22 protein-coding genes are annotated in these 25,594 nt (G+C 41.4%); 11 read left to right on the forward strand and 11 right to left on the reverse strand.

Annotation, left to right across the window (positions count from 1 at the left end; genetic code table 11):
- Positions 1 to 158 precede the first annotated feature (158 nt).
- Together U3A58_RS18545 and U3A58_RS18550 are read right to left on the reverse strand one after the other, a co-directional pair.
- Positions 159 to 1,007: an OmpA/MotB family protein gene (locus U3A58_RS18545; protein WP_323825892.1), complete on the reverse strand. Its 849-nt coding sequence runs from the start codon at positions 1,005 to 1,007 to the stop codon at positions 159 to 161.
- A gap of 218 nt (positions 1,008 to 1,225) precedes the next feature.
- On the reverse strand, positions 1,226 to 1,810 hold the full coding sequence (locus tag U3A58_RS18550; RefSeq protein WP_323825893.1) for a DUF4136 domain-containing protein: 585 nt from the start codon (positions 1,808 to 1,810) through the stop codon (positions 1,226 to 1,228).
- A 220-nt stretch (positions 1,811 to 2,030) separates the two neighbouring features.
- Here U3A58_RS18550 and U3A58_RS18555 point away from each other — a divergent pair, with 220 nt between their 5' ends.
- On the forward strand, positions 2,031 to 2,621 hold the full coding sequence (locus tag U3A58_RS18555) for a uracil-DNA glycosylase family protein (RefSeq protein ID WP_323825894.1): 591 nt from the start codon (positions 2,031 to 2,033) through the stop codon (positions 2,619 to 2,621).
- A 107-nt stretch (positions 2,622 to 2,728) separates the two neighbouring features.
- Positions 2,729 to 3,883, forward strand: a complete 1,155-nt coding sequence (locus U3A58_RS18560; RefSeq protein WP_323825895.1) for a hypothetical protein — start codon at positions 2,729 to 2,731, stop codon at positions 3,881 to 3,883.
- Positions 3,884 to 3,885: 2 nt separating this feature from the next.
- Here U3A58_RS18560 and U3A58_RS18565 read toward each other — a convergent pair whose 3' ends face one another.
- Positions 3,886 to 4,809 (reverse strand): NAD-dependent epimerase/dehydratase family protein, encoded by a 924-nt coding sequence (locus U3A58_RS18565; RefSeq protein ID WP_323825896.1) that lies wholly within the window; start codon positions 4,807 to 4,809, stop codon positions 3,886 to 3,888.
- 98 nt (positions 4,810 to 4,907) lie between these two features.
- Here U3A58_RS18565 and U3A58_RS18570 point away from each other — a divergent pair, with 98 nt between their 5' ends.
- The 3 genes from U3A58_RS18570 (at position 4,908) to U3A58_RS18580 (ending at position 9,897) form a co-directional block, all read left to right on the forward strand.
- Positions 4,908 to 6,551, forward strand: coding sequence for an FAD-dependent oxidoreductase (locus tag U3A58_RS18570; RefSeq protein WP_323825897.1), 1,644 nt, complete (start codon positions 4,908 to 4,910; stop codon positions 6,549 to 6,551).
- Between the two features lie 408 nt (positions 6,552 to 6,959).
- Complete coding sequence (locus U3A58_RS18575) at positions 6,960 to 7,301, forward strand: PadR family transcriptional regulator (RefSeq protein ID WP_323825898.1); 342 nt, start codon at positions 6,960 to 6,962, stop codon at positions 7,299 to 7,301.
- Positions 7,291 to 9,897, forward strand: a complete 2,607-nt coding sequence (locus U3A58_RS18580; protein ID WP_323825899.1) for an ABC transporter permease — start codon at positions 7,291 to 7,293, stop codon at positions 9,895 to 9,897. The genes U3A58_RS18575 and U3A58_RS18580 overlap by 11 nt, the downstream gene beginning before the upstream one ends.
- A 474-nt stretch (positions 9,898 to 10,371) precedes the next feature.
- Here the strand turns inward: U3A58_RS18580 and U3A58_RS18585 are convergent, their stop codons facing one another.
- The 8 genes from U3A58_RS18585 to U3A58_RS18620 form a co-directional block, all read right to left on the reverse strand.
- Positions 10,372 to 12,177 (reverse strand): hypothetical protein, encoded by a 1,806-nt coding sequence (locus tag U3A58_RS18585; RefSeq protein WP_323825900.1) that lies wholly within the window; start codon positions 12,175 to 12,177, stop codon positions 10,372 to 10,374.
- A gap of 281 nt (positions 12,178 to 12,458) precedes the next feature.
- Positions 12,459 to 12,935, reverse strand: coding sequence for an acyl-CoA thioesterase (locus U3A58_RS18590; protein ID WP_323825901.1), 477 nt, complete (start codon positions 12,933 to 12,935; stop codon positions 12,459 to 12,461).
- Between the two features lie 249 nt (positions 12,936 to 13,184).
- A complete protein-coding gene (locus tag U3A58_RS18595; protein WP_323825902.1) occupies positions 13,185 to 13,595 on the reverse strand; it encodes a type II toxin-antitoxin system VapC family toxin in 411 nt (136 codons plus the stop codon).
- Positions 13,596 to 13,847 (reverse strand): DUF6364 family protein, encoded by a 252-nt coding sequence (locus U3A58_RS18600; protein ID WP_323825903.1) that lies wholly within the window; start codon positions 13,845 to 13,847, stop codon positions 13,596 to 13,598.
- Positions 13,848 to 14,194: 347 nt separating this feature from the next.
- Positions 14,195 to 15,028 carry a hypothetical protein gene (locus U3A58_RS18605; protein ID WP_323825904.1) on the reverse strand — a complete coding sequence of 278 codons (834 nt, stop codon included), beginning with the start codon at positions 15,026 to 15,028 and terminating at the stop codon, positions 14,195 to 14,197.
- Between the two features lie 3 nt (positions 15,029 to 15,031).
- Positions 15,032 to 15,982, reverse strand: a complete 951-nt coding sequence (locus U3A58_RS18610; protein WP_323825905.1) for a Smr/MutS family protein — start codon at positions 15,980 to 15,982, stop codon at positions 15,032 to 15,034.
- Positions 15,979 to 17,277, reverse strand: coding sequence for a cryptochrome/photolyase family protein (locus U3A58_RS18615; RefSeq protein WP_323825906.1), 1,299 nt, complete (start codon positions 17,275 to 17,277; stop codon positions 15,979 to 15,981). Before U3A58_RS18615 ends, U3A58_RS18610 begins: the two co-directional genes overlap by 4 nt.
- 15 nt (positions 17,278 to 17,292) lie before the next feature.
- Positions 17,293 to 21,894, reverse strand: coding sequence for a translocation/assembly module TamB domain-containing protein (locus tag U3A58_RS18620; protein WP_323825907.1), 4,602 nt, complete (start codon positions 21,892 to 21,894; stop codon positions 17,293 to 17,295).
- 5 nt (positions 21,895 to 21,899) lie between these two features.
- Between U3A58_RS18620 and tsaD the strand changes: the two genes are divergently transcribed.
- The 6 genes from tsaD (at position 21,900) to U3A58_RS18650 (ending at position 25,562) form a co-directional block, all read left to right on the forward strand.
- On the forward strand, positions 21,900 to 22,913 hold the full coding sequence (gene tsaD, locus U3A58_RS18625) for a tRNA (adenosine(37)-N6)-threonylcarbamoyltransferase complex transferase subunit TsaD (protein WP_323825908.1): 1,014 nt from the start codon (positions 21,900 to 21,902) through the stop codon (positions 22,911 to 22,913).
- A gap of 2 nt (positions 22,914 to 22,915) precedes the next feature.
- Positions 22,916 to 23,383, forward strand: a complete 468-nt coding sequence (smpB, locus tag U3A58_RS18630) for an SsrA-binding protein SmpB (RefSeq protein ID WP_323825909.1) — start codon at positions 22,916 to 22,918, stop codon at positions 23,381 to 23,383.
- The gene (locus U3A58_RS18635; RefSeq protein WP_323825910.1) at positions 23,346 to 24,143 is read left to right on the forward strand and encodes a hypothetical protein; all 798 of its coding nucleotides are present in this window, start codon (positions 23,346 to 23,348) and stop codon (positions 24,141 to 24,143) included. Before smpB ends, U3A58_RS18635 begins: the two co-directional genes overlap by 38 nt.
- 3 nt (positions 24,144 to 24,146) lie before the next feature.
- Complete coding sequence (locus U3A58_RS18640; RefSeq protein ID WP_323825911.1) at positions 24,147 to 24,656, forward strand: HNH endonuclease; 510 nt, start codon at positions 24,147 to 24,149, stop codon at positions 24,654 to 24,656.
- A 74-nt stretch (positions 24,657 to 24,730) separates the two neighbouring features.
- A complete protein-coding gene (locus U3A58_RS18645) occupies positions 24,731 to 25,165 on the forward strand; it encodes a hypothetical protein (RefSeq protein WP_323825912.1) in 435 nt (144 codons plus the stop codon).
- Between the two features lie 232 nt (positions 25,166 to 25,397).
- A complete protein-coding gene (locus U3A58_RS18650) occupies positions 25,398 to 25,562 on the forward strand; it encodes a DUF1328 domain-containing protein (RefSeq protein WP_092895095.1) in 165 nt (54 codons plus the stop codon).
- Positions 25,563 to 25,594: the final 32 nt, after the last annotated feature.

Here is a 25,594-nt window from a genome sequence, read left to right on the forward strand (position 1 = left end):
CCTATTGCTAAAGAGTTAAACAGTAGTCAAAAAAATAGAGACCGATTTCAGGAAATCGGCCTCTATTGAATAAAAAAGGCTGTCTCCAATAATGAAAATCAATATGAGACAGCCACTTTTAGGTTGTGGTGGTTAAAGAAAATTGTTGGTTTTTTTAATTATAGCATCGCAAAGAACATGTCCAGATCTGGGATCAAAACGATTCTAGTTCTTCTATTGATCGCCATGTTTTCAGGAGTATCATTTTCCACAAGTGGCATATAGCTAGCTCTACCTGCAGCGATCATTTTTTCTGGTGCCACGTTGTATTGCTCTTGTAGTTTTCTTACAATACTTGTAGCTCTTTTCACCGATAGATCCCAGTTATCCTGAATTACTCCAGTAGATATAGTTCTAGGATCAGTATGACCTTCTATCATCACTTGAAGGCTAGGTTCTGCATTGATCAGTTCAGCTAATTTCTGTAGCAAAGGATCAGCTTTTGTATTTACTCTGTAGCTACCTGTATTGAAAAGTAGTTTGTCTGAAACAGAGATCATCACTACTGTCTGGTCTATGCTAATATTGACATCATCTTCTTCACCATCTAAGGTAGTTTCAGTGATGTTTTTCTTCAGGTTATATTCTACCGCAAGATTAACTGAATCTTCCAAAGTTTTTGCTTGAGCAAGTTTGGCCTGATCTACATTCGCAAGCGTTTGCTTCATTTTCTCCTTAGAATTTTTGGACATCACTGTACCACCTTCAATGCTGAGCATACCATCATTTTGTATGGTCAATGCATCATTGGTGTCACGAAGAGAATTGATTCTTGAGTTGTACTCAGCAACTCTATTCTCGATGATTTGCATTTTCTCTTCCAATTCAGCTTTTTCTTGCGCCGTGGTAGCCAGTTCAGTTTGGGTTCTAAAAAGATTGCTTTCTAGCTCGGTGTATTTTTTCTTAGAAACACATGAGACCATCACAGTGGCGCTCAAAAGTCCTGTAACAATTAGTGATTTTTTCATAGTTAATTTCTTTGTATTTGAATCAATCATTTCAAAGCAATTGCCACAACTGGGAATTCATTTAGATTTCGCTTGAATACCCTCTAAAGGAATGAATGAATGCCTGTGAGCCATGTATTATAAAAAAAAGCGGCTCCAAATAGATTTTGGAGCCGCTTGAAAAAACTGTGGAATGCCTACACAAGTTGCTTAACTATTTACTCAGAAATTTGCCTTTGTCATTCCATCAGGCGATTGATAACTTTGAATTCATTCATGACTCGATAGGCAGCTCTGGTGATATCTGATTGGAAGTTTGGAGAGTCAGAATCAAAGTTGGCTGCGGTATATCCCTGCCATATCGTGTTTCCCCTTTTGCTATCAATCACATAGATTACCAGCATTCCCTGGTTTTGGCTATACCTTACCTGATTATACGTCTCGTCTTTTTCCTGCTCTTTGTCGAGTTCGCCTTCTTCAGTTTCAGGTACAGTTCCTACTCGCTTTAGCCAGTAGTCAAACTCAGGCTGAACGTAGCCCCGGTATCTAATGGAGTCCATGAAAATTTTATAACTCACCAAGAGGTCTGGCTTGTTTTCTTGCTCTCTGAATCCTTGTGAACCTAATCTAGCTCCAATAGTAGCGCTTAATACGGGCGAAATCATACTGGTGTCTTTTTCTGTAGGGACTACAAAAGCGAAGGTTTTATACTTTTTGAAAGAAGCCTGATAATTATAGTCGTAGTCTGTCACGTAATCTTTGGAGGAAAAGCATCCTGCACAAATAAAAATGAGGAGGGCAAATAGGAAGTGTGTATTTTTCATGGCATTTGAGAATGATTGGTGATAGATAGACTTCTAAGTACGAACTAAGGCCGTCAATTGGATTTAACCAAATTTAACATTGATTTGTTTTGAATAAGCTGTTGTATTTCAGGTGAGTAGCCTCTTAATTTAACTTAAATTAAGCACAATAATCAACCTACTAATACATTCCTTTTTTTTTCATTAAAAATGAGTATTCAAATGAACAAAATGACAACGGATGGATAATTTTCAAAGGTTAGTTGTTGAAGCAAAGGCTTGCACTATGTGCAGAATTTTTTTACCTCTAGGCCCTCTTCCGGTTTTTTCTATCCATCCTAAAAGCAAAATTCTGATCGTTGGCCAAGCACCCGGGACGAAAGTCCATGCCACAGGAATTCCCTGGAATGATGCCAGTGGCAACGAACTACGACGGTGGCTGGGAGTAGACCGAGAGCAATTTTATGACTCGCGGATTTTTGGAATAATGCCGATGGGATTTTGCTATCCAGGTAGGGGGAACGGTGGGGATATACCACCCCGACCAGAATGCGCACCTACTTGGCATAAGCGAATGAGGGCTGAGATGCCGGAGGTAAAATTGACCTTATTGATAGGCCAATATGCCCAGAATTATTACTTGGGAAATAGGCGGAAGAAAACCCTGACTGAGACAGTAAGGAATTATGAAATTTACCTGCCCGAGTTTATGCCGCTTGTCCATCCCTCACCCCGCAATCTTATGTGGAGGAGGAGAAATCCTTGGTTTGAAGAGGAGGTGGTGCCGACACTACACCAGCGAGTTTATGGTCTTCTTGATGCGGAGAGTTAGTTAAAAAATCTTATACAGTTGTAATTTCTCCTTTGATTTGTTTTTTTACATATGATTCTGAAAATCATGTAATTACCCTTTTAAATTTTCAATTCTAAATTTTCCCCATGAAGCTCATCACCACTTTAATTCTACTCGCAGCAACAGCATTTGGGTTTTCTTCCTGTTCTAGAAATTCTGATAACAGTTCATCTCAGAAAACATTCACGCTAGAGATTACCGACTCGGTGCAGATAGATTTTCTCGGTGAAATGATGCTGCTTGATTATAATCCGAAAGCTGAAAAGTATTTGATGGCGACGGACTCCTATTATGAATACCTTGAGGTGGATGATTCCGGGAAAATTTTGAATCACAATAAATTCAATCCTGATGGAATAGACGCCGTTGAGACATCATTGGGATTAGGGTATGTAGATGGCAAAGTCACAGTTTTGACCCCAACCAATGGATACTATCAATTTGAAGATTCTTCTAAGGTCAATGAAATCACTATTCCGTACAATTATCAAATCTTCATGTTTTACCCCAAGTTGGGAGTTTTTAGAGATCAGGGTAAAACATATTTTCCAGCACTTTGGCCTGAGACATTTGCAGTGAATATGAATGAAGGGGACTTTTATGGAAAATTATATAGGCTTCCCATTGTCAGTTGGTTGGATGAAACGACTCAGGACACATTAGGTGTGATAAGACTGCCTGAAACGTCCACTTTGTTGGATGATCAGATTCACGGATTCCCAATTCCGGTTTATACTAAAGATCAGGATAAGTTGCTGCTGAGTATGTGGTTTGAACCAAAAGTCTATGTGTACAATAAGGTCGGGGATCAGTTTGAATATGAGAAAACTGTAGATGTGACTATTCCAGATTGGGTGTCCTACACGCCGGTTCCATTAGATAAAGCAGAGCAGTTTTTTACTGAAAACCAGAAAAAAAGGCCAGGAAACTTAACCAATATTTTGGTGGCCGGAGATTACTACATCGCTGTTTATAACAAGGGGCTCACAGAAGAAGAGGTGACTGAGCTTGGTCCACCAACAGACGGTGGGCTCGCACGGCGGAAAAAGAATCCGAACTACGGGGCTATTTTCGACAAGGACTTCAACCAATTGGCTACAAATATTCCATTTCCCAGCACAAGCAATTACCCGATGGTGGTCAATAACGAGGGAGAATTGGTCGTGTCCAAAGTCGCCGGTTTATCCGAGACAGAAGATGATGGGATTATACTTTATAAGTTGAAATTGACTGAAAAGTAGACTTATGCTTTCAAACAAACGCCTAACCCTACATTCATTTTTGTAGGCTTTAGTCCGTAGGCTTTTTCAATCTTGGAAGAATCAAAACAATAGTCTGAATCCGACTGATAGCGAAGTTCTGCGATTTCTTTCATCACAGGCATGAAAAGTCCAAGGAAACTAACCAACCAAGCCGGCATCACTTGCAGTTTATGTTTAGTACCTAGTTGTTGATTAATCATTTCCACGATTTCTTTTCCCTTAGGGTATGAAGGATCTGTAGGGAGATTCCAGGTTTGATTCCATGCATCTTCCTGCAAGGCTAAAAAAGCCGTCGCTTTTCCTGCATCGGGAATATAGATGAAGGAATGCTTTTTATCTCCGGAATAGAGCCATTGAGCGTTTTTCCCTGCTTTCATTTTTTTGATTACCAGTTCATCCAACACGGAATTGTTTGCGTCTGGTCCATAGAAATCAGGGGCTCTGGCTACAATAGCGGAAATTTTTCTACTTTTCACCTCTGCCCATAGCATATCCAAAATCTGCTTTCTGACTTTCCCTTTTCGGCTTTGGGGGTTGAGCGGGGTTTCTTCGGTGATATGGCTGACTTGGGATGGATCACAAGCGTACATGTTGTCGAAGAACACCAACTTGGCTCCATGGGCAATGCAAGCGTCCAATGTATTTTTCATGATGATAGGCCAGTCTCTCTCCCAGACAGTAGATTTGTATTGAATCCCAGCCAATAGAAATACTACTTCTGATCCTTTTACTGCCTGAGACACAGCAGTAGCATCCAACAAGTCGCCAGATACCAGCTCATCTGATGTATTTACTTTTTTGGGGGTTCTGCTGAACTGCCGGACTGATATCCCTGACCGGGCGAGTTCTGCAGAGACGATTTTGGCTATGTTGCCATTGGCACCAAGGATGGTATGAATTGACATGAGAAAGTGGGTTAGTTAGCAGACTTGGATAAAATAGTTTATTTTGAAAGTAGTTATCATTCTATCAATAAATCAGCTACCAAGATAAGTTATTCACTATGAAATTTTTCTCAAGTCTAATTATCCTTCTATTAATCTTTGGCTGTGAGCCCAAAAGCACTTCCGACTACCAAGCAGATCTGATTATCTATGGAGGGACTTCTGCAGCCATCACTGCGGCCGTTCAGGCCAAAAAGATGGGGAAATCAGTTATTGTCGTTTCGCCGGATACCCATTTGGGAGGATTGTCTTCCGGTGGATTGGGTTATACCGATACAGGGAATAAGTCTGTAATCGGTGGTTTGGCACGTGAGTTTTATCATCGCGTGTTCATGCATTATCAGACTGATTCTGCCTGGAAGTGGCAAAAGAAAGAGGAATATGGCAATAAGGGTCAAGGTACACCGGCAATGGACGGGGAGAATAGAACCATGTGGATTTTTGAACCGCATGTGGCGGAGCAGGTGTTTGAAGATTTTGCCCGAGAGAATGAATTAGTAATCCACCGGGATGAATGGCTGGATCGGGAAGCTGGGGTGACTAAAGAGAATAGTCAAATCACGCAGATTAAGACGCTATCAGGCAAAACCTACAGCGGCAAAGTATTTATTGATGCTACCTACGAAGGAGATCTCATGGCTGCTGCGGGTGTGAGCTATCATGTGGGACGAGAAGCAAATTCCGTTTATGGAGAAAAGTGGAACGGTGTGCAAATTGGTGTTTATCAGCACAGGCATTATTTCCAAAATGATATTAGCCCTTATGTAATTGCCGGTGATTCCACCAGCGGATTGTTGCAAGAGATTTCGGCTGATCCTTCAGGTGAGAATGGAGATGGAGATAGCAGGATTCAGGCTTATAACTATAGAATGGCACTTAGCCGCCATCCTGACAATCGCGTTCCTTTTGCGAAGCCACAAAACTACAACCCAGCTCGCTATGAACTGCTTGCAAGAGTGTATGCTGCTGGCTGGGATGAAACATTTGAGAAGTTTGACCCGATCCCAAATCTGAAAACAGACACTAATAATCACGGGCCTTTTTCTACGGATTACATCGGGAAGAATTATACTTATCCAGAAGCCAGCTATGAAGAGCGAAAGCACATCTTACAAGAACACATGGACTATCAGCAAGGTCTGCTGTACTATTTGGCAAATGATGCAAAAGTGCCTCAAGAAGTTCATGATGAGATGGCACAATGGGGACTGGCAAAGGATGAGTTTGTAGATAATGGAAACTGGCCTCATCAAATCTATGTGCGTGAAGCCAGACGGATGATAGGCGCTTACGTGATGACGGAGCACGATGTGCTTGGAGCCAAAACAGTTCCTGAGCCTGTCGGGATGGGGTCATATTCTTTGGATTCTCACAATACCCAGCGATTCGTGACAGAAGATGGCTTTGTGCAGAATGAAGGTGACATAGGCGTTCACCCAGAAAATCCCTATTCAATTTCCCTCGGAACGCTTTTACCCAAAGAAGAAGAATGCACCAATCTGCTTGTGCCAGTATGCGTGTCCAGTTCTCATACCGCTTTTGGTTCTATTCGTATGGAACCCGTGTTTATGATTTTGGGTCAATCCGCAGCTGCTGCGGCTTCTTTGGCGATCGATCAGGAAATTGCTGTTCAAGATCTGAGCTATGCCGATTTGAAAGTAGTGTTAGATCAGGAAAACCAGATTCTTACGAGGATTGAATAGTCTTTTTTACCACAAAGGTCATAGAGCTTTTCACGGAGAGCACGGCTTATGATTTAACCTTTTGAAAAAAAACTGTAAGTCCAAATCATCGCCATTCTAGTTTGTGATGTCCTAGTATATAGTTAATTATTGAGTGAAAATCGCCCGAAATTTTTTACCCAAATTTATTCTACAAATATGAAAGTAATGTATTACATTTACTTTTGTAAATAAAATAGGAGGCATTTATGAAATCGAGCCTGCCTCCGGTCCTTAGAATACAGGTAGGCATGATTCAAGAGTCACACACAGAGGGATGATTATGCACCGTGCGAGATTCTCCCGATCCGCCGCGGCGGACGGGACAGGCTATCCCGTTTCCTTCGTCACGGGACAGGTTATGACCTTTAAAAAACAAATTATAATCATATGAAAGGCTACCATTTGGGTGAATTGGAAGAATTGGTTTTGCTGACAGTAGGGATCTTGGATCAGGAAGCCTATGGAGTCGCTGTACTGGAAGAGATCAAAAATCAAACGGGCAGAAAAGTCAATATCTCGGCGATACATACGGTTTTGAACCGACTGGAAGAAAAGGGATATTTGAAGTCTTATATGGGCGGTGCTACCGAAGAGAGGGGTGGAAGGCGAAAAAGGCTATTTACACTTTCGGCTACAGGCAGATCGGCTATCGAAGAAGTCAAAAACCTGAGAAATAAGCTTTTCGACCAGCTTCCTCCATTGGCTTTGGATTTTTCCCATGGATACTAAATTCAAACATTACCCTCCCAAATGGCCGGATCGCTTCCTGGAATTCTACTGCAATCCAGATCGATTGGAGCAGATACAGGGTGATGCCTATGAGCTTTTCCACCTCAATTTAGCCGAGCGGGGATTAGGATATGCGAAGTTCCGATTTTTTATCCATGTGCTCAGTTTTTTCAGATGGGGCAATATCAGACGTACAAGAGCCACTTATCAGTCATTTAATCAAGGAGCTATGGTAAAGAACTATTTTAAAATCGGCTGGAGAAATCTCGTTAAGCAAAAAGGTACGACGTTCATTTCTATGTTTGGATTGGCCTGTGCTGTGGGTTGTTGTATGGTGGCCTACTTGTTTATTGCTCAGATTTGGTTCAAGGGTATGCTTCAACCGAATAAGAATGAGATCTATCAGCTGACCTATACTGCCGAAGGAGAAAATGGTTTGGTAACGTATGGATCTGTTGCAGAACCGATTTCTGAGCTTATCCCTGAGGAATTAAGTCAGGTGAAAAAGCATACACGAGTCTCTAGGGAGTTCCCCATTTTGATCCAAAATAATGAGAGCTACAGGCAGCGTTCCTTATTTGTAGATCCTGCATTTATGGACATGTTTGTTTACCGGATGGATTACGGCTATCCGGGCGCATTGAGGGAGCCAAATCAGGTGATTTTGACGAAAGGGCTATCTGACAAGCTTTTTGGAGATACGCATCCTATAGGTCAGGAACTTTCTTTGGTGGTCAATGGGCAAGAAAAACTCTATAAAGTAGGTGGTGTCTTGGCCGATCTGAAAGATATGGATATGTTCAACTTTGATCTTTTGGCTAATATTTCTACACATCCAAATTCTACTGCTGATCTGCCTCTTAAAGATGCTTGGAATTCAGAGTTGTGGACGTTTGTCCAATTGGAAAAAGGAACCAATCCAAGCGTACTGAACTCCGGCTTAGCCGCACTGAAAAAGCAACAAAACCAGATCAATCCTGAGAAGCCTTACCAAAAGTTGGAAGTAGTAGCCTACACGGATTTAGTTTATAAAATAGGTGAAATTGAAAATGGAGTTAGAGATTTTTTGGGATTGGCGCCACAAATTCTTCTGGGGGCTATAGGACTGTTTATTCTGGTTTTGGCAATATTTAACTACATCAATATATCTGTCTTGATGGCTTCGAGAAGGCTGAAAGAAATTGGGGTGCGTAAGGTAATCGGGAGTAGGAGAAGCCAGCTTGTGTTTCAATTTCTGAGCGAAAACCTGATAGTTTGTTTTTTTGCCATTTTGCTGGGATGTCTTTTAGCCGGTTTTATTTTCCTTCCGGGATTCAACGATATTGCTTCTAAAAACCTCAAAATTGATTTACTTAATGATAAGTATGTCTGGATGTTTTTGGGATCAATGCTGGTATTTATCACCCTAATTTCCGGATTGTATCCTGCGATTTATGTATCCTCGTTCAGGCCAATCAATATCCTTAAAGGCAATCAAAAGATCGGTAGCAAAAGTGTCTTCACCAGCGTATTGCTGACTTTCCAGTTTACCCTTGCGATCATCAGTATCGTTGCTGGAGTTGCTTTTGTCCAGACCAATTACGTCAATGCAAATAGGGACTGGGGATATGACAATGGGGATAAGATTTTTGTGAATGTACCTAGCTCGGAGGATTACTTGCCTCTCAAAAACAAACTTTCAGCGCTTGCATCTGTCAATGAAATCAGTGGAAGTCAGGATTACATAGGCAGTTGGGTCCGCGAAGAAGAGTTGGTTTATGAAGAGGAAAAGTATGAAATCATGCTGCTAAATGCAGAAGCTACTTACCCAGAGATGATGGATTTGCAACTGAAAGAAGGCCGAATGTTTAATCCAGCACTGATTTCGGATACGCAAGAGGCAGTCATTGTAAATCAGACTTTTCTGGATAGGCTTGGCTTGGAGTTTCCTGTACAGAAAAAGATCGTATTGGATAGTTCGAGCTATACTGTAGTAGGAGTGGTGGAGGATTTTCACACCCTTTTCTTCCAACAAGCAATTGATCCTATGGTGATTAGGGCTTCTCAGGACACTACTTTCAACTACCTTACCTTAAAAATGAGTGCGGGGACAGCTTCCTCATCTATGGAAGCCGTCAAAAAAATCTGGCATGAAACTGTCCCAAGAGGATTGTTTACAGGGGGGTTGCAGACAGAAGTATTTAACCGAGAGGCAAAAGATGCACAAGGAGTAAGTACTATTATCCTGTTCTCAGCTATACTTGCTGTGGTTCTGGCTGCATTGGGGTTGTTTGGCTTGGTGTCGCTGAATATGAGCTCACGTCTGAAGGATTTCTGTGTAAGGAAGGTTTTTGGAGCCAATATGGGGGATTTGTCTGTGAAGTTGCTAAAGCGATATCTGATAATTTGGGGGATTGCTTCGGTGCTAGGAGGGGCATTTTCTATGCTGATTATTTCCAAATTCTTAGACAGCTTCTTTGCTTTCCATTCAGGAGTAGGTATAGTTCCAATTGGCTTAGGGTTAATGATTTTACTACTGGTAATCGCTGGAACAGTCGGTTCTCAGATTTGGAAAATACTGAAGGCTAATCCTGCTGCCATTCTTAAATCAGAGTAGCGTAGAACTTGGAATCTTTCTGTCTTAGTTAGATTAACATTTCTACTACTTTTCTATACATACAGCTATGTCAACGGTCGGATTAAAATCACATATCACCAAACTAGTGGAGGACATACAGAATTAGAAACTTCTGGAATCATTATTTGAATTTCTTTCCAGAAGAAAGGATGATACGTCTGTGGATATGTGGAGCGACCTTACTACAGATCAAAAACAAGAGTTACTTGATGCAAATGAGCCTTCCGAAAATAAGGAAAATCTAGTAGCTAAGGATAAACTCTTCCGCTATCTGAAATGAATGTCGTAGTTTTTAGACTGCATTGTAGTGTTGATTTTGAACCATTTTTTGCCAAAAAGTAAGCTGAACGCGTTTTCCTTCTGTGATCGCAGACTAGGAGATAATTGGCTGGAATAGTACTCAGCTCTTTTTGGTTTCTTGGGTTACAAATGTTCTAGAACTAGTTTGATCACTTAGGTCATGCTAGCTTCTAGAGGCTTACATAAGTGTTCTATTTCACTTTTAATCTTTGAAAACTGCTCTGCCATTTTTTCAAGAATTACGCTTGAATCTACCTCCACTTTATCGATTAACTCCTGGTAGTATTCTACTCCTTGGATCAGGTTAACTCTAAATTTCTCTAAATACGCCTCTTGTTTAGCTACTTTCTCAGTGACCTTAGTTTCAAATTCCTTCTTCAAATATGTCACATACAGCTGTAATTCCTTCACAAATACGTGCGGTCTCTCAATATCCACTTTTAGAGAGAACTTGCCATAGATATGATCTGCCATTTCTTTGAGGGAAAATGTACCTTTGAAATAAGCTAAATTCGGGCCAGGGCAAATGGTGACCGCAGTGAGGTTTCGTCTTGGCGTTTCTCCTGCTGCCAAAATCGCCGGAGCACTTAGACCTTCACAAAGACAGTCTTTAGCCCTAACTTTTTCCATTTCCTCAGCGTCAATTTCCCCTGCCACCAGTTGTTTTGCTTTGAGGTCTTGGTATTGTCTGGAAGCGGTGCAAATCGGCTTGTCTGTAAACTCGGTATTGTTGGAAAGGAACTTCTTGTAGCAGGGACTTCCAGGGCGATTTTTCTCTATTCTGGCTAAGCGCTGCTCTTCACCAGAGGAAGTGCGTAGGTTATTGAAAGGCACGCCCAGTGGGGAAGCATGGCTGAGATAGAAGTCGGATTTCTTTGCTTTCAGCAAGCGATCCAATGTGTCATCATCTACTGAAGTGGCTTCTGGTACGAGAAGAAAAGGACTTCCCCAGCCAGTCCCATCGAGCTCATAGTACTCACGTAAGAAGCTGTCTTCGCTCGCCGTACCTATCCCACCTTGGTAAGTTATCTTGAAAGTAGGGCTTTTGGAAAGTGTGAAAATACCTTTCTGTTGCAGTGCATTTTGGCAAGTTTCAAAGAGTGTTTGAAAAAGCTCGTTTCTGTTGTTTTTGAACTCTTCCAAAATTGGTCCTATCAGAAATCCATCGGTGGCAAAAGCATGTCCACCGCAGTTCAGACCAGACTCAATTCTGAATTCTGAAACCCAAAGTCCTTTCTTCGCCAAGAATTTTCCTTGTATTAAAGCTGACCTATAATCGCTCACTTTTAGGATAATTCCCTTCGGGAATTCACCGAATTGATTTGGGAAAAATTCTGAGAACTGCTCGGCATAGCTGTACAATGCCGGATTCATTCCGGCCGAAAATACCACAGAACCCTTGACCATACTTTTGGCGAAGCCTCGCAATGCCGATAAGGCATCCGAATATTCCCGGGGTAATTCATTGCCAGATTTATCACTGTTAATTTTGTCCACTTTTGTCATGATGTTCACGTCAACAGCACCTATATCCATCATGGATTTGAATTCCTCTTTGAGTTGAAATTTCTCGGATTCTGAGGCAGTTTCGAGCTTTTCAAAAAGCTCCCGAACAACTGTATTTTCAGGGAGAAGGCTAAGATATTTTTGAAATTCTGTATTTGTAGCCCAATCTTCATTGATCAGTTTATTAAATTGCTCTTCTACGATGGATTGGGTCAAATCAAGGTAAGCAGTGATTCGCTTTGCCCGATAATCCTCCTCAGTATCCAAGATTGGGATGAATTCTCGCACGTATTTTTTCGAGTAGATTCTGCGCATGGCTTCCATTAGATGGTCATCCATGATAGAAATCACGCTTGAAATACCATATTTGGCCACTTTGATCGGAGTATCTACCGTATATCCAAGTCCCATCACTGGGATATGGAAAGTATGTGCTGGTGATAGAGAATTCATAGATGTCTAGGGAAAATGTACTGCTTATTTGAAAAAGTAAAAGTAGGTTAATCGGTCTCCCTATAGTCTGCAAGTGCTCAGTATCTGGACTGACTTTCGTCAGGTTTTGTGATTTATACCACGCCGTTAATGTGACTGTCCGAAGGTAGGCAGGTGGGCTCAGTCGAAGCAAAATGAACGCGGAGGTAGGCGCAGCGTGCGCGAGTTTTATTTTCATGCAAACTCACTGCTTACCACCTTTTACCTTACACTTTTTCTACTCGCAATTCACGGCTTTCCAATTACTCATTGAAAAATGGTTTCATCTCGTTATGGATATTTTCTCGGAGGGCTTTTAATTTGGTAGCGTATTCCTCTAGTTTTTTCTCCTGATCGGTTTGGGGGATCCAAGGCTTCACTTTTTTAGGAGATCCGTTTTCATCTACTGACACGAAAATGATGATGCAATGAGTCTTTTTCTCAAATTCTCTTTGGGAAAAATCACGGGAGTAAACTTCCACCATGATGTGGATGCTGGAGCTTCCTGTGTAGATCACCGTGGAATCAACTTTGATCACTTCGCCGATATTGATTGGCTTATAGAAACGGATACCACCCACATAGACGGTCACGCAATAAGTTTCAGACCAGGTACGCGCACAAGTATAAGCTGCCTGGTCAATCCACTTCATCACCACTCCGCCGTGTACCTTACCGCCGAAATTGATGTCTGAAGGTTCGCTGATAAACTGAAAAGTGGTTTTGTGCGCTGTTTCCATAGGTTTGAGAAGTTTGTGAAGAATGCTAAGCTAAGAGATATTTTGGGGTTTTTACTGGATTAGGAGTAGGTTGTACTAAGTCGATTTGAAAAAAAGAGCAGCTATTAATAAGTTTTTATATTTGTAAAAAACGGTGTTTAAATATTAATGTTAAAATATGAGTTAAGAAAACCTATATGCAATTTCGGAAATGCTATATCAGTAATTAATTTTTAGTTGACTGAGAAAAATTAATGATTATTTACTCCTTTACCTATTTAGATACATCTCCGGTGATAATATCGCTAATTCACTTTTCTTATAATCTTTTATATTTCTAGTCAGTATGATCGAAATATCTCCCTGATTTTGCGCTGCGCAACTTTGCAATGCATCTTCGAAATCTTTAAACTTTGAGTTTAAAGCGGCTATCACGACATCCTTGTTCATCGTGGCAATCCCGATAATGCTTAAAAGCTGTTTTAGCTTTTCAATAATTACCTCATGTTTGGCAGTTTTGCTTAGTAGGTAATAGACATTGCAAATGATGACTGGGGTGGTGAAACCTAATATTTCCTTTGTTTCGCAGCGAAGAAAAATCTGTGTTGCAAAGTCAACGAATGGTTGGCGATCAAAGAAAAAATCCAAAATAACATCTGAGTCAATGAGTATCTTGTCCATTTATAGGTGCTTTTCTTGAAGGATTTTTTTCAACTCTTCTTTGTAATCAAAGTCTTCGGGTATTTTAAAAGAGCCCTTCAGAGATTTGACAATAGGTGTAAGTTTAGATTTGTTCTCCTCCCTGTTTTCTTGAGTAAGACTTTTCAAGTAATTTTCAATGATATCAGAAAGGCTACGGTTTTTCTCTTTTGCGTATTCCTTAGCTTTTTGAATTACATCTCGTTCAATGGTTAATGTGAGTTTAGTATTCATAAGCCTTTTTTTCAAATTTAATAAAAAATACCACACGTGTATAATATAAGTCTCTTATACGTGTTCTAAAAAAATTAGAATTGATTTTTGAGCTTATCTTATCAAACGAATGATGTACTTGCTGCTGGGCTTTGGGTGAAGGGCTGTCCTTTCCACACTTTTAGTCCAAATAGGGTTGAGTTATTAGTTTACAGTACTCCCACACTGCTTTTTCATTTTCCGGTGAATAAAATTTCATACTCGGTTTTGCGATCTTCTTGTTGGCAAAGTATTTCCCCGAATTTTGTTCGACCTCTTTTCAAGCTTCTTGTCTAGTGGTGATTAGATTAATTCTTAGGGTCAGAAACTTAACCCAAAATCTTATCAAATAACTGATGTGCTTGTTTCTCTGCTTGGGCTGAGAGGAGTTTCTTTTCTATTTTGAGCTCTTTGGCCCAATCCAGGTACTTTTTGGAAACTTCCTGCTTGGTACCCAGGAAATGTGTCAACGACTGGAGCGACAGGTGATTGGAATACCATGGTTTCAGATTGTTTTTCAAAGCTTCGATTTCCTCGTGTATCCCTGTCACAAATATAGAGTTGAATCCCATGTGGATAAGGGTGTTTTCCAACATGATAATCGTGCGTAAGCCTTCAAAAGTATCTTTCAAGGCTTTGCTGTCCATGCTACCTTTGTGGTCAAGAGTGAAAAACTCCAGCTCTTCCTGCACAATCTGATTTACTGCTGTATTAATCGTCAGTGCTTTTATGCCACGACTTGCATTCATGGCTTTCTGATGAAATTCATCCCAACTTTTCAGGGTGGTACTCACGATCAGGTCAAAAGCTTCTGTGTAGAGTTTCTTTTTGTATTTGTCCAGATGAATACGATAGCCGTTGTATTTGATGTCTAATTCTAGTTCGCGATGATTTAGGCTTTTTTCAGCGAGTTTGAAGTGATGGATATTGCGCAGGCTACTCTTCATCAGTTTGAAATCTGAGAAAATATTGAAATTTAAGCCTTCAATTTCAAAGTGAACCTTTGCCATTAAATCAGCATAAAGCTCCAGAAAGTGCATTTTACCAAGAAGCTCTATGGCCTTCTTTGACTTGATCTGCTTACCCAAAACCAAGAAAAGTGCCTTAGCTTCTTGGTGCTGCGATTCAAAAAGCTGAAAGACAGGGGATACCTTTGCCTGCATAGATTAGGAGATTCTGACCAAGGTAGCACCGTAGCCCCACTGATCTTTTTGAGTATCCTGAAAGTACTTAATATTTTGGAGTTGACTGAGGCGCTTGTGAATTTCTTTGCGAAGCACGCCGTTGCCGATGCCGTGGATAAAAGTGATCTCATCCATTCCCGAAGCGATAGCCTGATCCAGATTTCTATCAAAAGTATCCAATTGCACTCGGAGCATTTCCGAATTGCTCATTCCTTTGGAATCAGTTACCAATTTCTCGATGTGTAAGTCTATAGATCTGGCAGGTTTTGGAGTTTTTGGAGTTTCAGATTTTGGCCTGATTTCATCCAGATCCTGATTCAGTGCCCGAATGTCCAGCTCTTTGGTAGTTTGTTCTAAGCCGAAAATGTATGCCGTTTTATCCAGCCGTGGGGCCTTGCTGAGATGTTTGAAAAACTGCGTGGGCTTCATCTTAAGCTGACGCTCAAAAGCTGGAATTGCCTTTTCCAATTGATTGTGAATTGGGATAAAGCGCAGCAAAAATGCTGGCCATTCGTCCATTTCCTTCAGCAGTCGATCATCAAATTTCTTGGCATCACCAGGCTTTAGAGTATCAGCGAGCAAGGTACGATGATTGTCACCAAACACTTCCGAAGCATGTGCCAGATAAGCCTGACGGCTGTCGTTGATGATATAAAGGCTGAGACTTTGATCATTGATGGGAACAAAAGCGAGGTAAAGCCCCTGGTCTTTTGGTCCAGAAATAGGAAGGGGGGTGTCGATTTCCGTCTCATCTACTGGCTTTTCGCCAAAGTGCTTCTTTTCAGATTCGTGAATTAGCACCAATTCTGATTTCAAAGCAGGGATAATAAATCCATCCTCGATTTCTATCTGTATTCTACCACTAGAGGAAATTTTGCGGATGATTCCTTCTTCCTTTCCGTGAAGTAGTCTTACTCGGTCTCCGATATTCATTGATTCAGGGCTGATTTGTAGGTGTCGATTGCACGTTGCCTTGCAAATTTATGATCTACTATCGGTTTTGGGTACTTATCTGAGTTTATTTCAGGAATCCATTTTTTGATGTACTTCCAGTCCTTGTCAAATTTCTCTTGCTGAGAAGTAGGATTGAACACGCGAAAGTAAGGCTGGGCATCTGTCCCAGTGCCTGCTGCCCATTGCCAGCCACCATTATTTGAAGCCAATTCGTAGTCTAGCAGCTTCTCTGCAAAATAAGCTTCGCCCCATCGCCAATCGATCAGTAGGTGTTTGGTGAGAAAAGATGCTACCACCATCCGCACACGGTTGTGCATGTAGCCAGTGGCATTCAGTTCTCTCATACCCGCATCTACGATAGGGTAGCCCGTGTTGCCTTCACACCATGCGGCAAATTCTTCTTCGTTATTTCTCCACGGAATTCGATCATAAGCAGGCTTGAAAGCCTTATCAACCACGCCTGGATTGAAGGCCAAAATCATCATATAAAACTCCCGCCAGATCAATTCATTCAGGAAAGTAGCATTGAGTTCTGATGCTTTTAGGGCAAGTTTTCGGATGGAGATGGTTCCAAAGCGCAAATGAATCCCCAGTCTTGAAGTGGCATTTTCAGCAGGGAAATCACGAGTTTCACTGTAGTGTGAAATGATTTTCTCATCTGTGGTTTTGGATGGAATTGGTATGTTACTTTTTGCAAAGCCAATATCCTTTAAAGTAGGAAGTTCCAGAGCAGATGTCTGAAGCAAATTTTTCCATTGGATGGGTTTAAACACTTCGAGTTTTTCGGGGTCAAATTTGCTCAGCCAAACCTTACTAAACGGAGTATAGACCTTGTAGAATTCCCCCGAGCCATTCAGGATTTCTCCTGGCTCGAAGATTAGTTGATCTTTATAGGTGTGAAATGGGATTTGCTCGCCTGCCAAGAGTAATTTAATCTTTTCGTCACGGCTTTTGGCGTAGGGCTCATAGTCCCGATTGGTATATACCGTTTGAATAGAATAATCACTTAGAAGCTGCTTATAAATGGCTTCAGGATCTCCGTATTTGACCAAAACCGATGCTCCTTTTTTGTCTAATTCCTGATGAATCTGGCTGATTTGATCGTGGATAAATTCCACTCTGGCATCCTTCTTATTATCTAGCTTATCGAGTATGTTTTTGTCAAAAATGAAAAGAGGTAAGATGTTTTCATTTTGGTTAAGCGCCTGGTAAAGGCCGTGATTATCTTCCAATCTGAGGTCTCTCCGAAACCAAAAAATGCTTACTTTTTTCATGTGTTTATAATTGTTTTAAAAACCTCCGTCATTCAATAATCGTACTCTTCGTTCTTTATCCAAAGAGTCCAGCTTTTCTTCAATATTGTCCAGTGGGATTGGTTTCCATTCCTCCTTATTTTCAAATTGATAGCGCAAGAAATCATCTTGATCGTTGAGGATTGATTTCTCTTTTTTCTTCCTAGTTATTTTGTTGAAAAGCTCAGAAAAAGAATTGAATGAAACACTTTGAGATACTGCAACACCGTATGTTGATACGTTTTTGGAAAGAGAAAGCGAGGTAAACGTATTGAAATTGTTGCGATTGAAAATCCGGATTCTATAAACCCCGTCTTCAGTAAGCATGTATTCTGCCTGCCAATCACCGATGATGGAGGAGGCGCTAGCATTACCTTGATTATTCGTAAATCCACCATCTCTAGATACACGAAGACGACCATCTAGGAACGTATATGCCACACTGAGCTGGAAAGTTTCCAATGCATTTTGATCCAAGCTGGCTACATCCAGATCTACTTCCAGATTTTTATCTACCTGACCAAGGAAGCTATTCAGCTGAGAAGATAGCAACTGACCCAAGCTGGATGAAATATTGGACACGCCCGAGAATTGACCTTCCGGTGAAAATGATCGAGTCATAATCACGGAGAAAACCTGCCGATTCATCTCCTGTTCATCATTCGCGATTTTATTTTGGAAAGAGGAAATGGTCGTCTGGGTATTTCCGCTGGACGGGAATTCGGTAAAGTCAAATCCAAAAGTAATGTCTGGAGAGAGTAGCTCACCATCTAGGTTTAATAGCACTTTGACAGGGTATCTGCGGCTGGAGGTAGAGCTTTGATTGTCGGTGGACACAGTAGATGCTAGCAGTGGCTGTAAGGATACGCTTTCTGTATATTCTGCCGAAATGTCCATTATTCCGGTATATGGGTCTCCATACCAGGTGATTCGACCACCCGGCTTGATGCTGAATTGTTTTTTCACCACATTATAAAGCGAGAAATTGTACATGCCTTCGGTGATTTCGTAGGTGCCGTTTAGGGTGAAATTCCCCTGAGTATCTATGTTCATTGTCAAGATACCTCGGCCTCGCCCGGATATTCCTTCCTCTGTGCGAGGATCTATGATGATCTCTGCATAGGCATCGGGTGTGATGTCCAGCACGAAATTCATCCGTACATTTTCTATTTCCAGTCGATTGATTTCTTCTGCAATTTGCTGGATGCGTACGGTGTCCTGGATGTTAATCATGTGAATGAAATCCTCCTGAGCTTGGGTATTATTACTGCTCAAAGGGATATAGATTCTTGTGTTGGGCTGACTGGTTGCTCTGGCATTGATATCCAGGTTTTTGGTAGTGCCTATTACCTCAGCCGTCCCAGTCACGAAGGCCGTTCCATAGAAGGTCTCATTGTCCTCATCCGTGGTATTCATTACTTGAAGATTATTGAGGTTGGCTCTGATATTCAATCGGATATTTTTAAATCCCTGATGATAGATACCGCCGGTGAGTGTAGCTTGATTGCCAAAAAGATCCTTCATTTCTATCTGCTGAAAACTGACTTGAGAAGGTCTGAAAAGAATGTTTCCATTGAGAAAATAGGTGGTTTTAAGGTAGTTTACAGTCAATCTCCCATCCTTCAGCCTTCCTGTGCCTTCGATACGAGGATCAGCCATCGTGCCTCTCAAGTCCATTTTACCGGAAACGGTACCTCCCATATCAGACAAGTAATTGGATAAAAACGGTTCAAGAATTACTAAGCTTGCGTCGTTTAGAGAGGCCTGCATAGTCAATTCTTGGTTTTCCACTAGCATATATCCGTTAAGATTAATTGTCTCCTTGCCTTGACTGACATTAGTAAGTGAGACTTGCAATCTGTCCAAGTCCAGGGTGGCGCTGGCGCTCATATCCCCTATAGGAAACCGATTGATGGCTAGCTTGCTTAGGGTGAATTCTCCCCGCATCAATGAATTGTCAAACAGATGATCAACAGAAATGAAGCCATTGGCCGTGCCGTCAAAGTCTTGAGGAAAAAGTGTGTTGAGAAGATCAATATTTACATTGTTGACCGTCAGGTTCAGCTGGTCATCTGGCTCGCTGCTGGCTTTTCCTTGGAGAGAGATGAATTGATTTTCATTGAAAAGTTTCAAGCTGTCCACCTGAATTAACCCTGGGGTGATAGTGATCAGGTTGAGAGAGTCAAATTTCCATTCGCGATCCAGTACTTTTAATGAAGATGGATCAAAAGCGAGTTGGGTATTTTGGGAGGAAAAGCGAGCCGTGGCTTTGACTCTGGCAGCGCTTTGTGTCGAGTCTTGATCTAGCGTGAAGTCCATATCCATCTGATCTTTATCCCAAATCGCCTCAAAACCAAAATTGGTAAACTGAAGGGATTTTCCTATTTCCTGAGATTTAGAATAAACGTAGAAAGAGGCCAAGATATCTGGGCTATTGATGAGCTTGGAAGTGTTGAAATCAATATTGATATTTTGGGCTGAGTGGTTTTTAAATTTAAGCGTATCTATACTGGTGAAAAAGTTAAAGACAGTATTTTCCTTTGTTTGATAGAAGGCGCCTTCCAATACCATATTTTGTGAGAAACTGAGATCAGGCTCCACAAGTTGAACGATCGGATTGATATTGATCAGCCGAAGGTTGAGATCAAGACTGTATATCTCAGAGAAATTCCTCTCGAGATCTGCGATGGGTTGCTCTTCATTTAGGATAATGGCGATATACTGCTGGAGAAGTATATCCAAATCTCTCCCCATTTGCTCTAGGTTAAATTGACCTGAAGCAGCTGCAACTAGGTAGTCAGAATTAATTGACATAGTACGAGTACCACCGGCAAAAAGCGATTGGAAATTGAAATTACCCACCTCCAAAAACCTATCCTCATAGCCTACTTCAATATTGCGGAATCGCGCTATCCCCTGAATATCGTCCAGCTCTATACCTTTTACATCGATGTATAGATTGCCGCTGATAAAAGTAGCCTTCTCTGTGAGGTGCAACCGATCTAAAAATGCCGTGTCAATTTGCAAACTCATCCGTACAGAATCGGTGGATTCACGGAGATTTAGCTCTCCGTTTGCATTGATTTTAAAGTTTGGGTCATTTATAGTCAGATTTCCCTTAAATAGATCCCTGCCGTAAGTGGCATCGGTTTTAATGTTGGTATATATGTAGTTTTTGAAGCCAAATCTTGTGACATCTGCATTCACATTGATCAATAGGTTGTCGATAGAATTGCCCGTTGTATTTACATGACCTTTTAGACTTACCTTCTGCAATAATTCTCTGTCTTCTGCGATTATTCCCAAGTCAAGATTCCTCGTGGTAATATTAGAAACGGTAGTGGGGAGCCCATCGACCATATCAAAACTCACTCTGCCTGCAATATCTCCTATGGATGTTTTAAACTCTCCATTGGTATCGAACCTGTGCAAGTAGCCAGCGAAATCTGCTGTAAGACGTATTGTGTTGAATTTATTGATTTGCTGGGATAAGTTAAGGGGTAAATAGGGAGCAAGATCTTTGGAATAAATTGTAGAGTTTTTTAGTGAAAGATTGATGTAAGTATCGTTGATATCTGGAAGCCCATCTAGCTTGAAGGCACCGAAAATCGCCGTTTTTTCTCCAATTCTAATCAGTAGTTCTTCTGACCTAATATCGGATAATGGCCCGGCTACTTTGCCCGATAGATAGATTTCATCCTTAATATCGGGAAGCAAGGGAGCAAAAAGTTTGAGATCTCCCAGGTCAAGCTTGGTTTCTTCTAAATTGGTGATAATTACTACCTCTCCTACAAAATTGGTAAATGCTGCAGGGGTAGCGTATTCAAACCGAAGGAAGTTTTTGATATGGCTATTGGCAGACTTTAAACTTAGCTTATCAAACTCCAGAAATTCTACCCCATAAGTCAAATCAGTTTTGAGCTCCATAATCTCAAAACCTGAAGTGAGTTCTGTGCCTGTCAGCATTTTTATATCAGCTCCAATCTCAGACCCGTCTAAGTAGAAATCGCTTGCGTTCAAGGTGATATCAGAAAAGCGTAGCCTACCGTAATCTAGGCCTTTGGTGATCGCATCGGTGATTTCATTTACGATAAAGATTTCGGAGTTTCTCAACTCCACCGAATTAATTTTAAACTGAGTGGGGCTGCTACTTTTACTGCTGCTACTGAAAATATTCGCCAGTTCTTCTATCCAGAGATTGATATTCATGGCAGTATCACCGTCATGAGTGAGCAGGTGGAGCTTTGCCTTCTCCATGCGCACGGCATTGATGGTGGTGACTCCCGGCGGGATTAAGGAGAGAAATTCAAAGTCAGCTTTGATCTTTTTGGCACCGATCATCAGGCTATCACGATGATCCCGGATCACTACGTCGTCTAGTTCAAGTGCATCCCACCAGGTAAGCTTGATCTTGCCGATCTCGGTGTGAAAAGCGGAGTTGCTGTTGAGAACACCTGTTACAGAGTCGATTACCTTATTCTGAATCCAGGTGATTTGAAGACTCAGAGCCACTACTATAAAAAGCATGAACAGTGAAAAGACGATCCAAAGCGACACCCGAAACGCTTTGTGCAAAAAATCCGTAACTTTCGCGTTCATTTCCAATGGGTACCAACGATATCTTTATTCTAGCAATTGAATCCTCGTGCGACGAGACCTCTGCAGCTGTAATAGCTGACGGCAAAGTACTTAATAATATTGTCGCCACGCAATCTGTTCACGAAAAATATGGGGGAGTAGTTCCTGAGCTTGCCTCGCGTGCGCACCAGGAAAATCTTATCCCGGTCGTTCAAGAGGCTATAGTATCCTCCGGGATTTCAAAAGGTCAGCTTTCGGCAGTTGCATTTACCAGAGGGCCAGGTCTTATGGGGTCATTACTAGTAGGCGTGAGCTTTGCCAAGGCTTTTGCCTTTGCTAAGAAAATCCCGCTGATCGAAGTGAATCACATGAATGCGCATATATTGGCACACTTCATAGATGATCCCAAGCCGAACTTCCCATTTATATGTTTGACAGTGAGTGGAGGTCATACGCAGTTGGTTTTGGTGAAAGATCACCTGAATATGGAAGTGATAGGCGAGACCCTAGATGATGCGGTGGGAGAGGCCTTTGACAAAACTGCCAAGTTATTAGGCCTACCATACCCGGGTGGCCCGCTTATTGACAAGTATGCTAAGCTAGGAAACCCCAAAGCGTATCAATTGCCAATCACCAGAATGCCGGGATTGAATTATTCCTTTAGCGGGATTAAGACAGCTGTATTGTATTTTCTTCGAGACCAATTGAAAGAAAATCCAAATTTCATCGAAGAGAATTTAGCTGATCTTTGCGCCAGCATACAATACTCACTAGTAGAAATGCTTTTGATTAAATTGAAAGCAGCAGTAGATCAATATGGTGTGAAAGAAGTCGCCATTGCCGGCGGAGTATCTGCCAACTCCGGATTAAGGGATACCTTGATTAAGCTGGCAGGGGAAAAAGGATGGAACCTGTACATCCCGAAATTCGAATACTGTACAGACAATGCCGCCATGATAGCCATGGCAGCACATTACAAATACCTGAAAGGAGAATTTTCATCTATGGATGTCACTCCTCTCGCAAAAATGAAAATCTAAGCATGGCTAAGGATAATAAGTTTGACAAAGTCATCAACATTAAAAATAGAAAGGCAAGTTTTCAGTTTGAATTTGTAGATACCTATGTGGCTGGCATGGTGCTGAAAGGTACTGAGATCAAGTCCATTCGTGAAGCAAAAGTATCACTGACTGAAGCGTTTTGCATTTTTTTGGATGGAGAGCTGTATGTGAGACAGATGCATATCGCACCTTATTCTATGGCAGCAAGTTATAATCATGTGGCGATTCGGGACAGGAAGTTGCTGATGAGTAAAAAAGAACTCGAAAAACTCGAAACTAAGTCCCAGGAAAAAGGGCTGACTATCATTCCTGTTCGTATATTTATCAACGATCGAGGTATGGCCAAAATGGAAATTGCGCTTGGCCGCGGTAAGAAAACACACGACAAACGACAGGACTTGAAGGAAAAAGATGCAAAAAGAGAAATTCGGCGAATGGCCTTTGATTGATGCTTTTGGGATCTGTAGGCAAACTATCCTTCCTCTTTACCGCAGACCTACTTTCGATTCATCACTGGTCACACAGTTACTTTTTGGCGAATGCTATCAAACGACAGCCATGACCTCTGACCAGCAATGGTTCAAAATATTGCATGAAGACACAGGGTTGCAGGGTTGGATTACCACGCAGGCTTTGAAAGAAATTCCTGGAGCTGATTATTATAAGTTACTCAATACAGATTTTCAGGTTGTCACTAGTCCCATCGCGGCTATAGAATATCTTGGTACCAATCTTTATCTGCTTCCGGGCAGCAGACTTCATTTCTCGGATTTGGAGCTTTTTAATTGGCAAGATCACCTAGGATTTACCGGCTCAGTACGCAGTCATGCGATAAAAGCAGATAGATCCCAGCTGATTGATATTGCTGTCAAGTATGTCAATGCGCCCTATCAGTCAGGAGGGAGGAGTATTTTTGGATTGGACGAGCGCCAAGGATTTGAATTGATCTTTAGTATTGCTGGCTATTCTTGGAAGTCTGGGCAAATTCCAGGCAGAAAAATTGATCCTGAACTCGTATTGCCGGGTGATTTATTTATTTTCAGGGAGTTGGAAAAGAAGCAAGTCAACTTTGCCTTGTATCTTGGAGCTGAGGAAGTATTTTGGATGGACAATAGAATAAAAGTTTCTGACTTGAGTGAATGGGATGCCTTCTTGCGGAGCAATAAGCATAAACAGGTGGAGTTAGAAACTCGCTCAATTTTAAGTTAAATTATGGAAAAGCGGGTATTGGTATTGAATCTAGATTATTCCCCCGTGGCGGTAGTATCGCCACAAAAAGCCATCGTCCTGCTTCTAATGCAGAAAGCAAATTGCTTATCCGTATATGATTTGCTTCAGATTCGGACAGTCAGCCGGAGTTTTGAATACCCGGCAGTGATCTGTCTTAATCACTACAAGAGTATTCCTTATCGGGGAGTGTTGCTCAATCGAGTGAATCTTTTCAGAAGAGACCGAGGAGAATGCCAATATTGTGGAAGTAAGCGGCAACTGACTATAGACCACGTGGTACCTCGATCCAAAGGAGGGAAATCCAACTGGACTAATTTGACCACTGCCTGTCATAGATGCAATGTCCTGAAGGGGAATAAAAGCCCTGAAGAAGCAGGACTCAAAATGCAATCCATGCCATTTAAACCTTCTCTAGCCTATTTCTTGTCTGAATATGCCGAAAAGCAAGCTGATGAATGGCTACCTTTCTTAACTAGTAGGCTTGTGCAGTAGTAAGTGATATCGACTTTGGAATTTGTAATATCCAAATGCCCCTTTTCTGGCAATATAATTGCCACAAGCTAGTCATGTATCTATCAATTATCCCCACTCTTTTAGTGGCTTTTGTCCTGCAAACCAGCCAAATTAAGTTTCAGCAACTTATCGGTACATGGCAATTGGTACACTTTGATGCTATGGATCAATTGCGAAACTCTCCGCAGTATCAGAATGCTGATGCAACCATGCGTGCAGGATTAGAGTACAAAATCCAAAATAGGCTTGAAAACACGGTATATCAATTCGTGCCTGGAGACAGCCTGAACTACACAGATTATGTACGACAGGAAGTAGTGCAGAAGCAAGCGAAAATAGAAATCAGTACTGACAATGTCCTGACTATTCATACAGGCACAGAGTCGAGAAAAGCTAAAATAGTGAAGGTTGAAAGCAATCGAATGATATTGGAACCTATCAGTACTAATCCTGGCTCAGGTAAGCTGGTATTCGAAAAAGTTAACTAGAAAAAGTTGTTATTAATCACCTATAAGCTATTGGATATTCTGATGGCTTATTTTTTTGTTCATTCATTACAGAGGAATTTCACATAGCTAAGTTGCTGATTCTGGGGCTTGTATTCCCCAATATAATTATTTCTGACCACTAGGATTGAAACTAAAGCGACCAATATGGCTAGCACAGGTAGTTGGTATGGTTTTGAAGCTTTTTTGATCGAACCATCAACTAATAAAAACTATGTTACGCTGGATTTTAATTTTCTTAGTAATCGCACTGATTGCAGCCGTTTTAGGATTTGGAGGAATAGCCGCTGGTGCAGCTTCGATCGCTCAAATCATCTTCTACATTTTCTTGGTGCTGCTTGTCATTTCTTTGATTATGCATTTAGTGAGAAAAACCTGATCTGCAAAAGAGAACAAACACCACCAATCAAC

The organism is Algoriphagus persicinus (genome assembly GCF_035156415.1).
Lineage (GTDB): Bacteria > Bacteroidota > Bacteroidia > Cytophagales > Cyclobacteriaceae > Algoriphagus > Algoriphagus persicinus.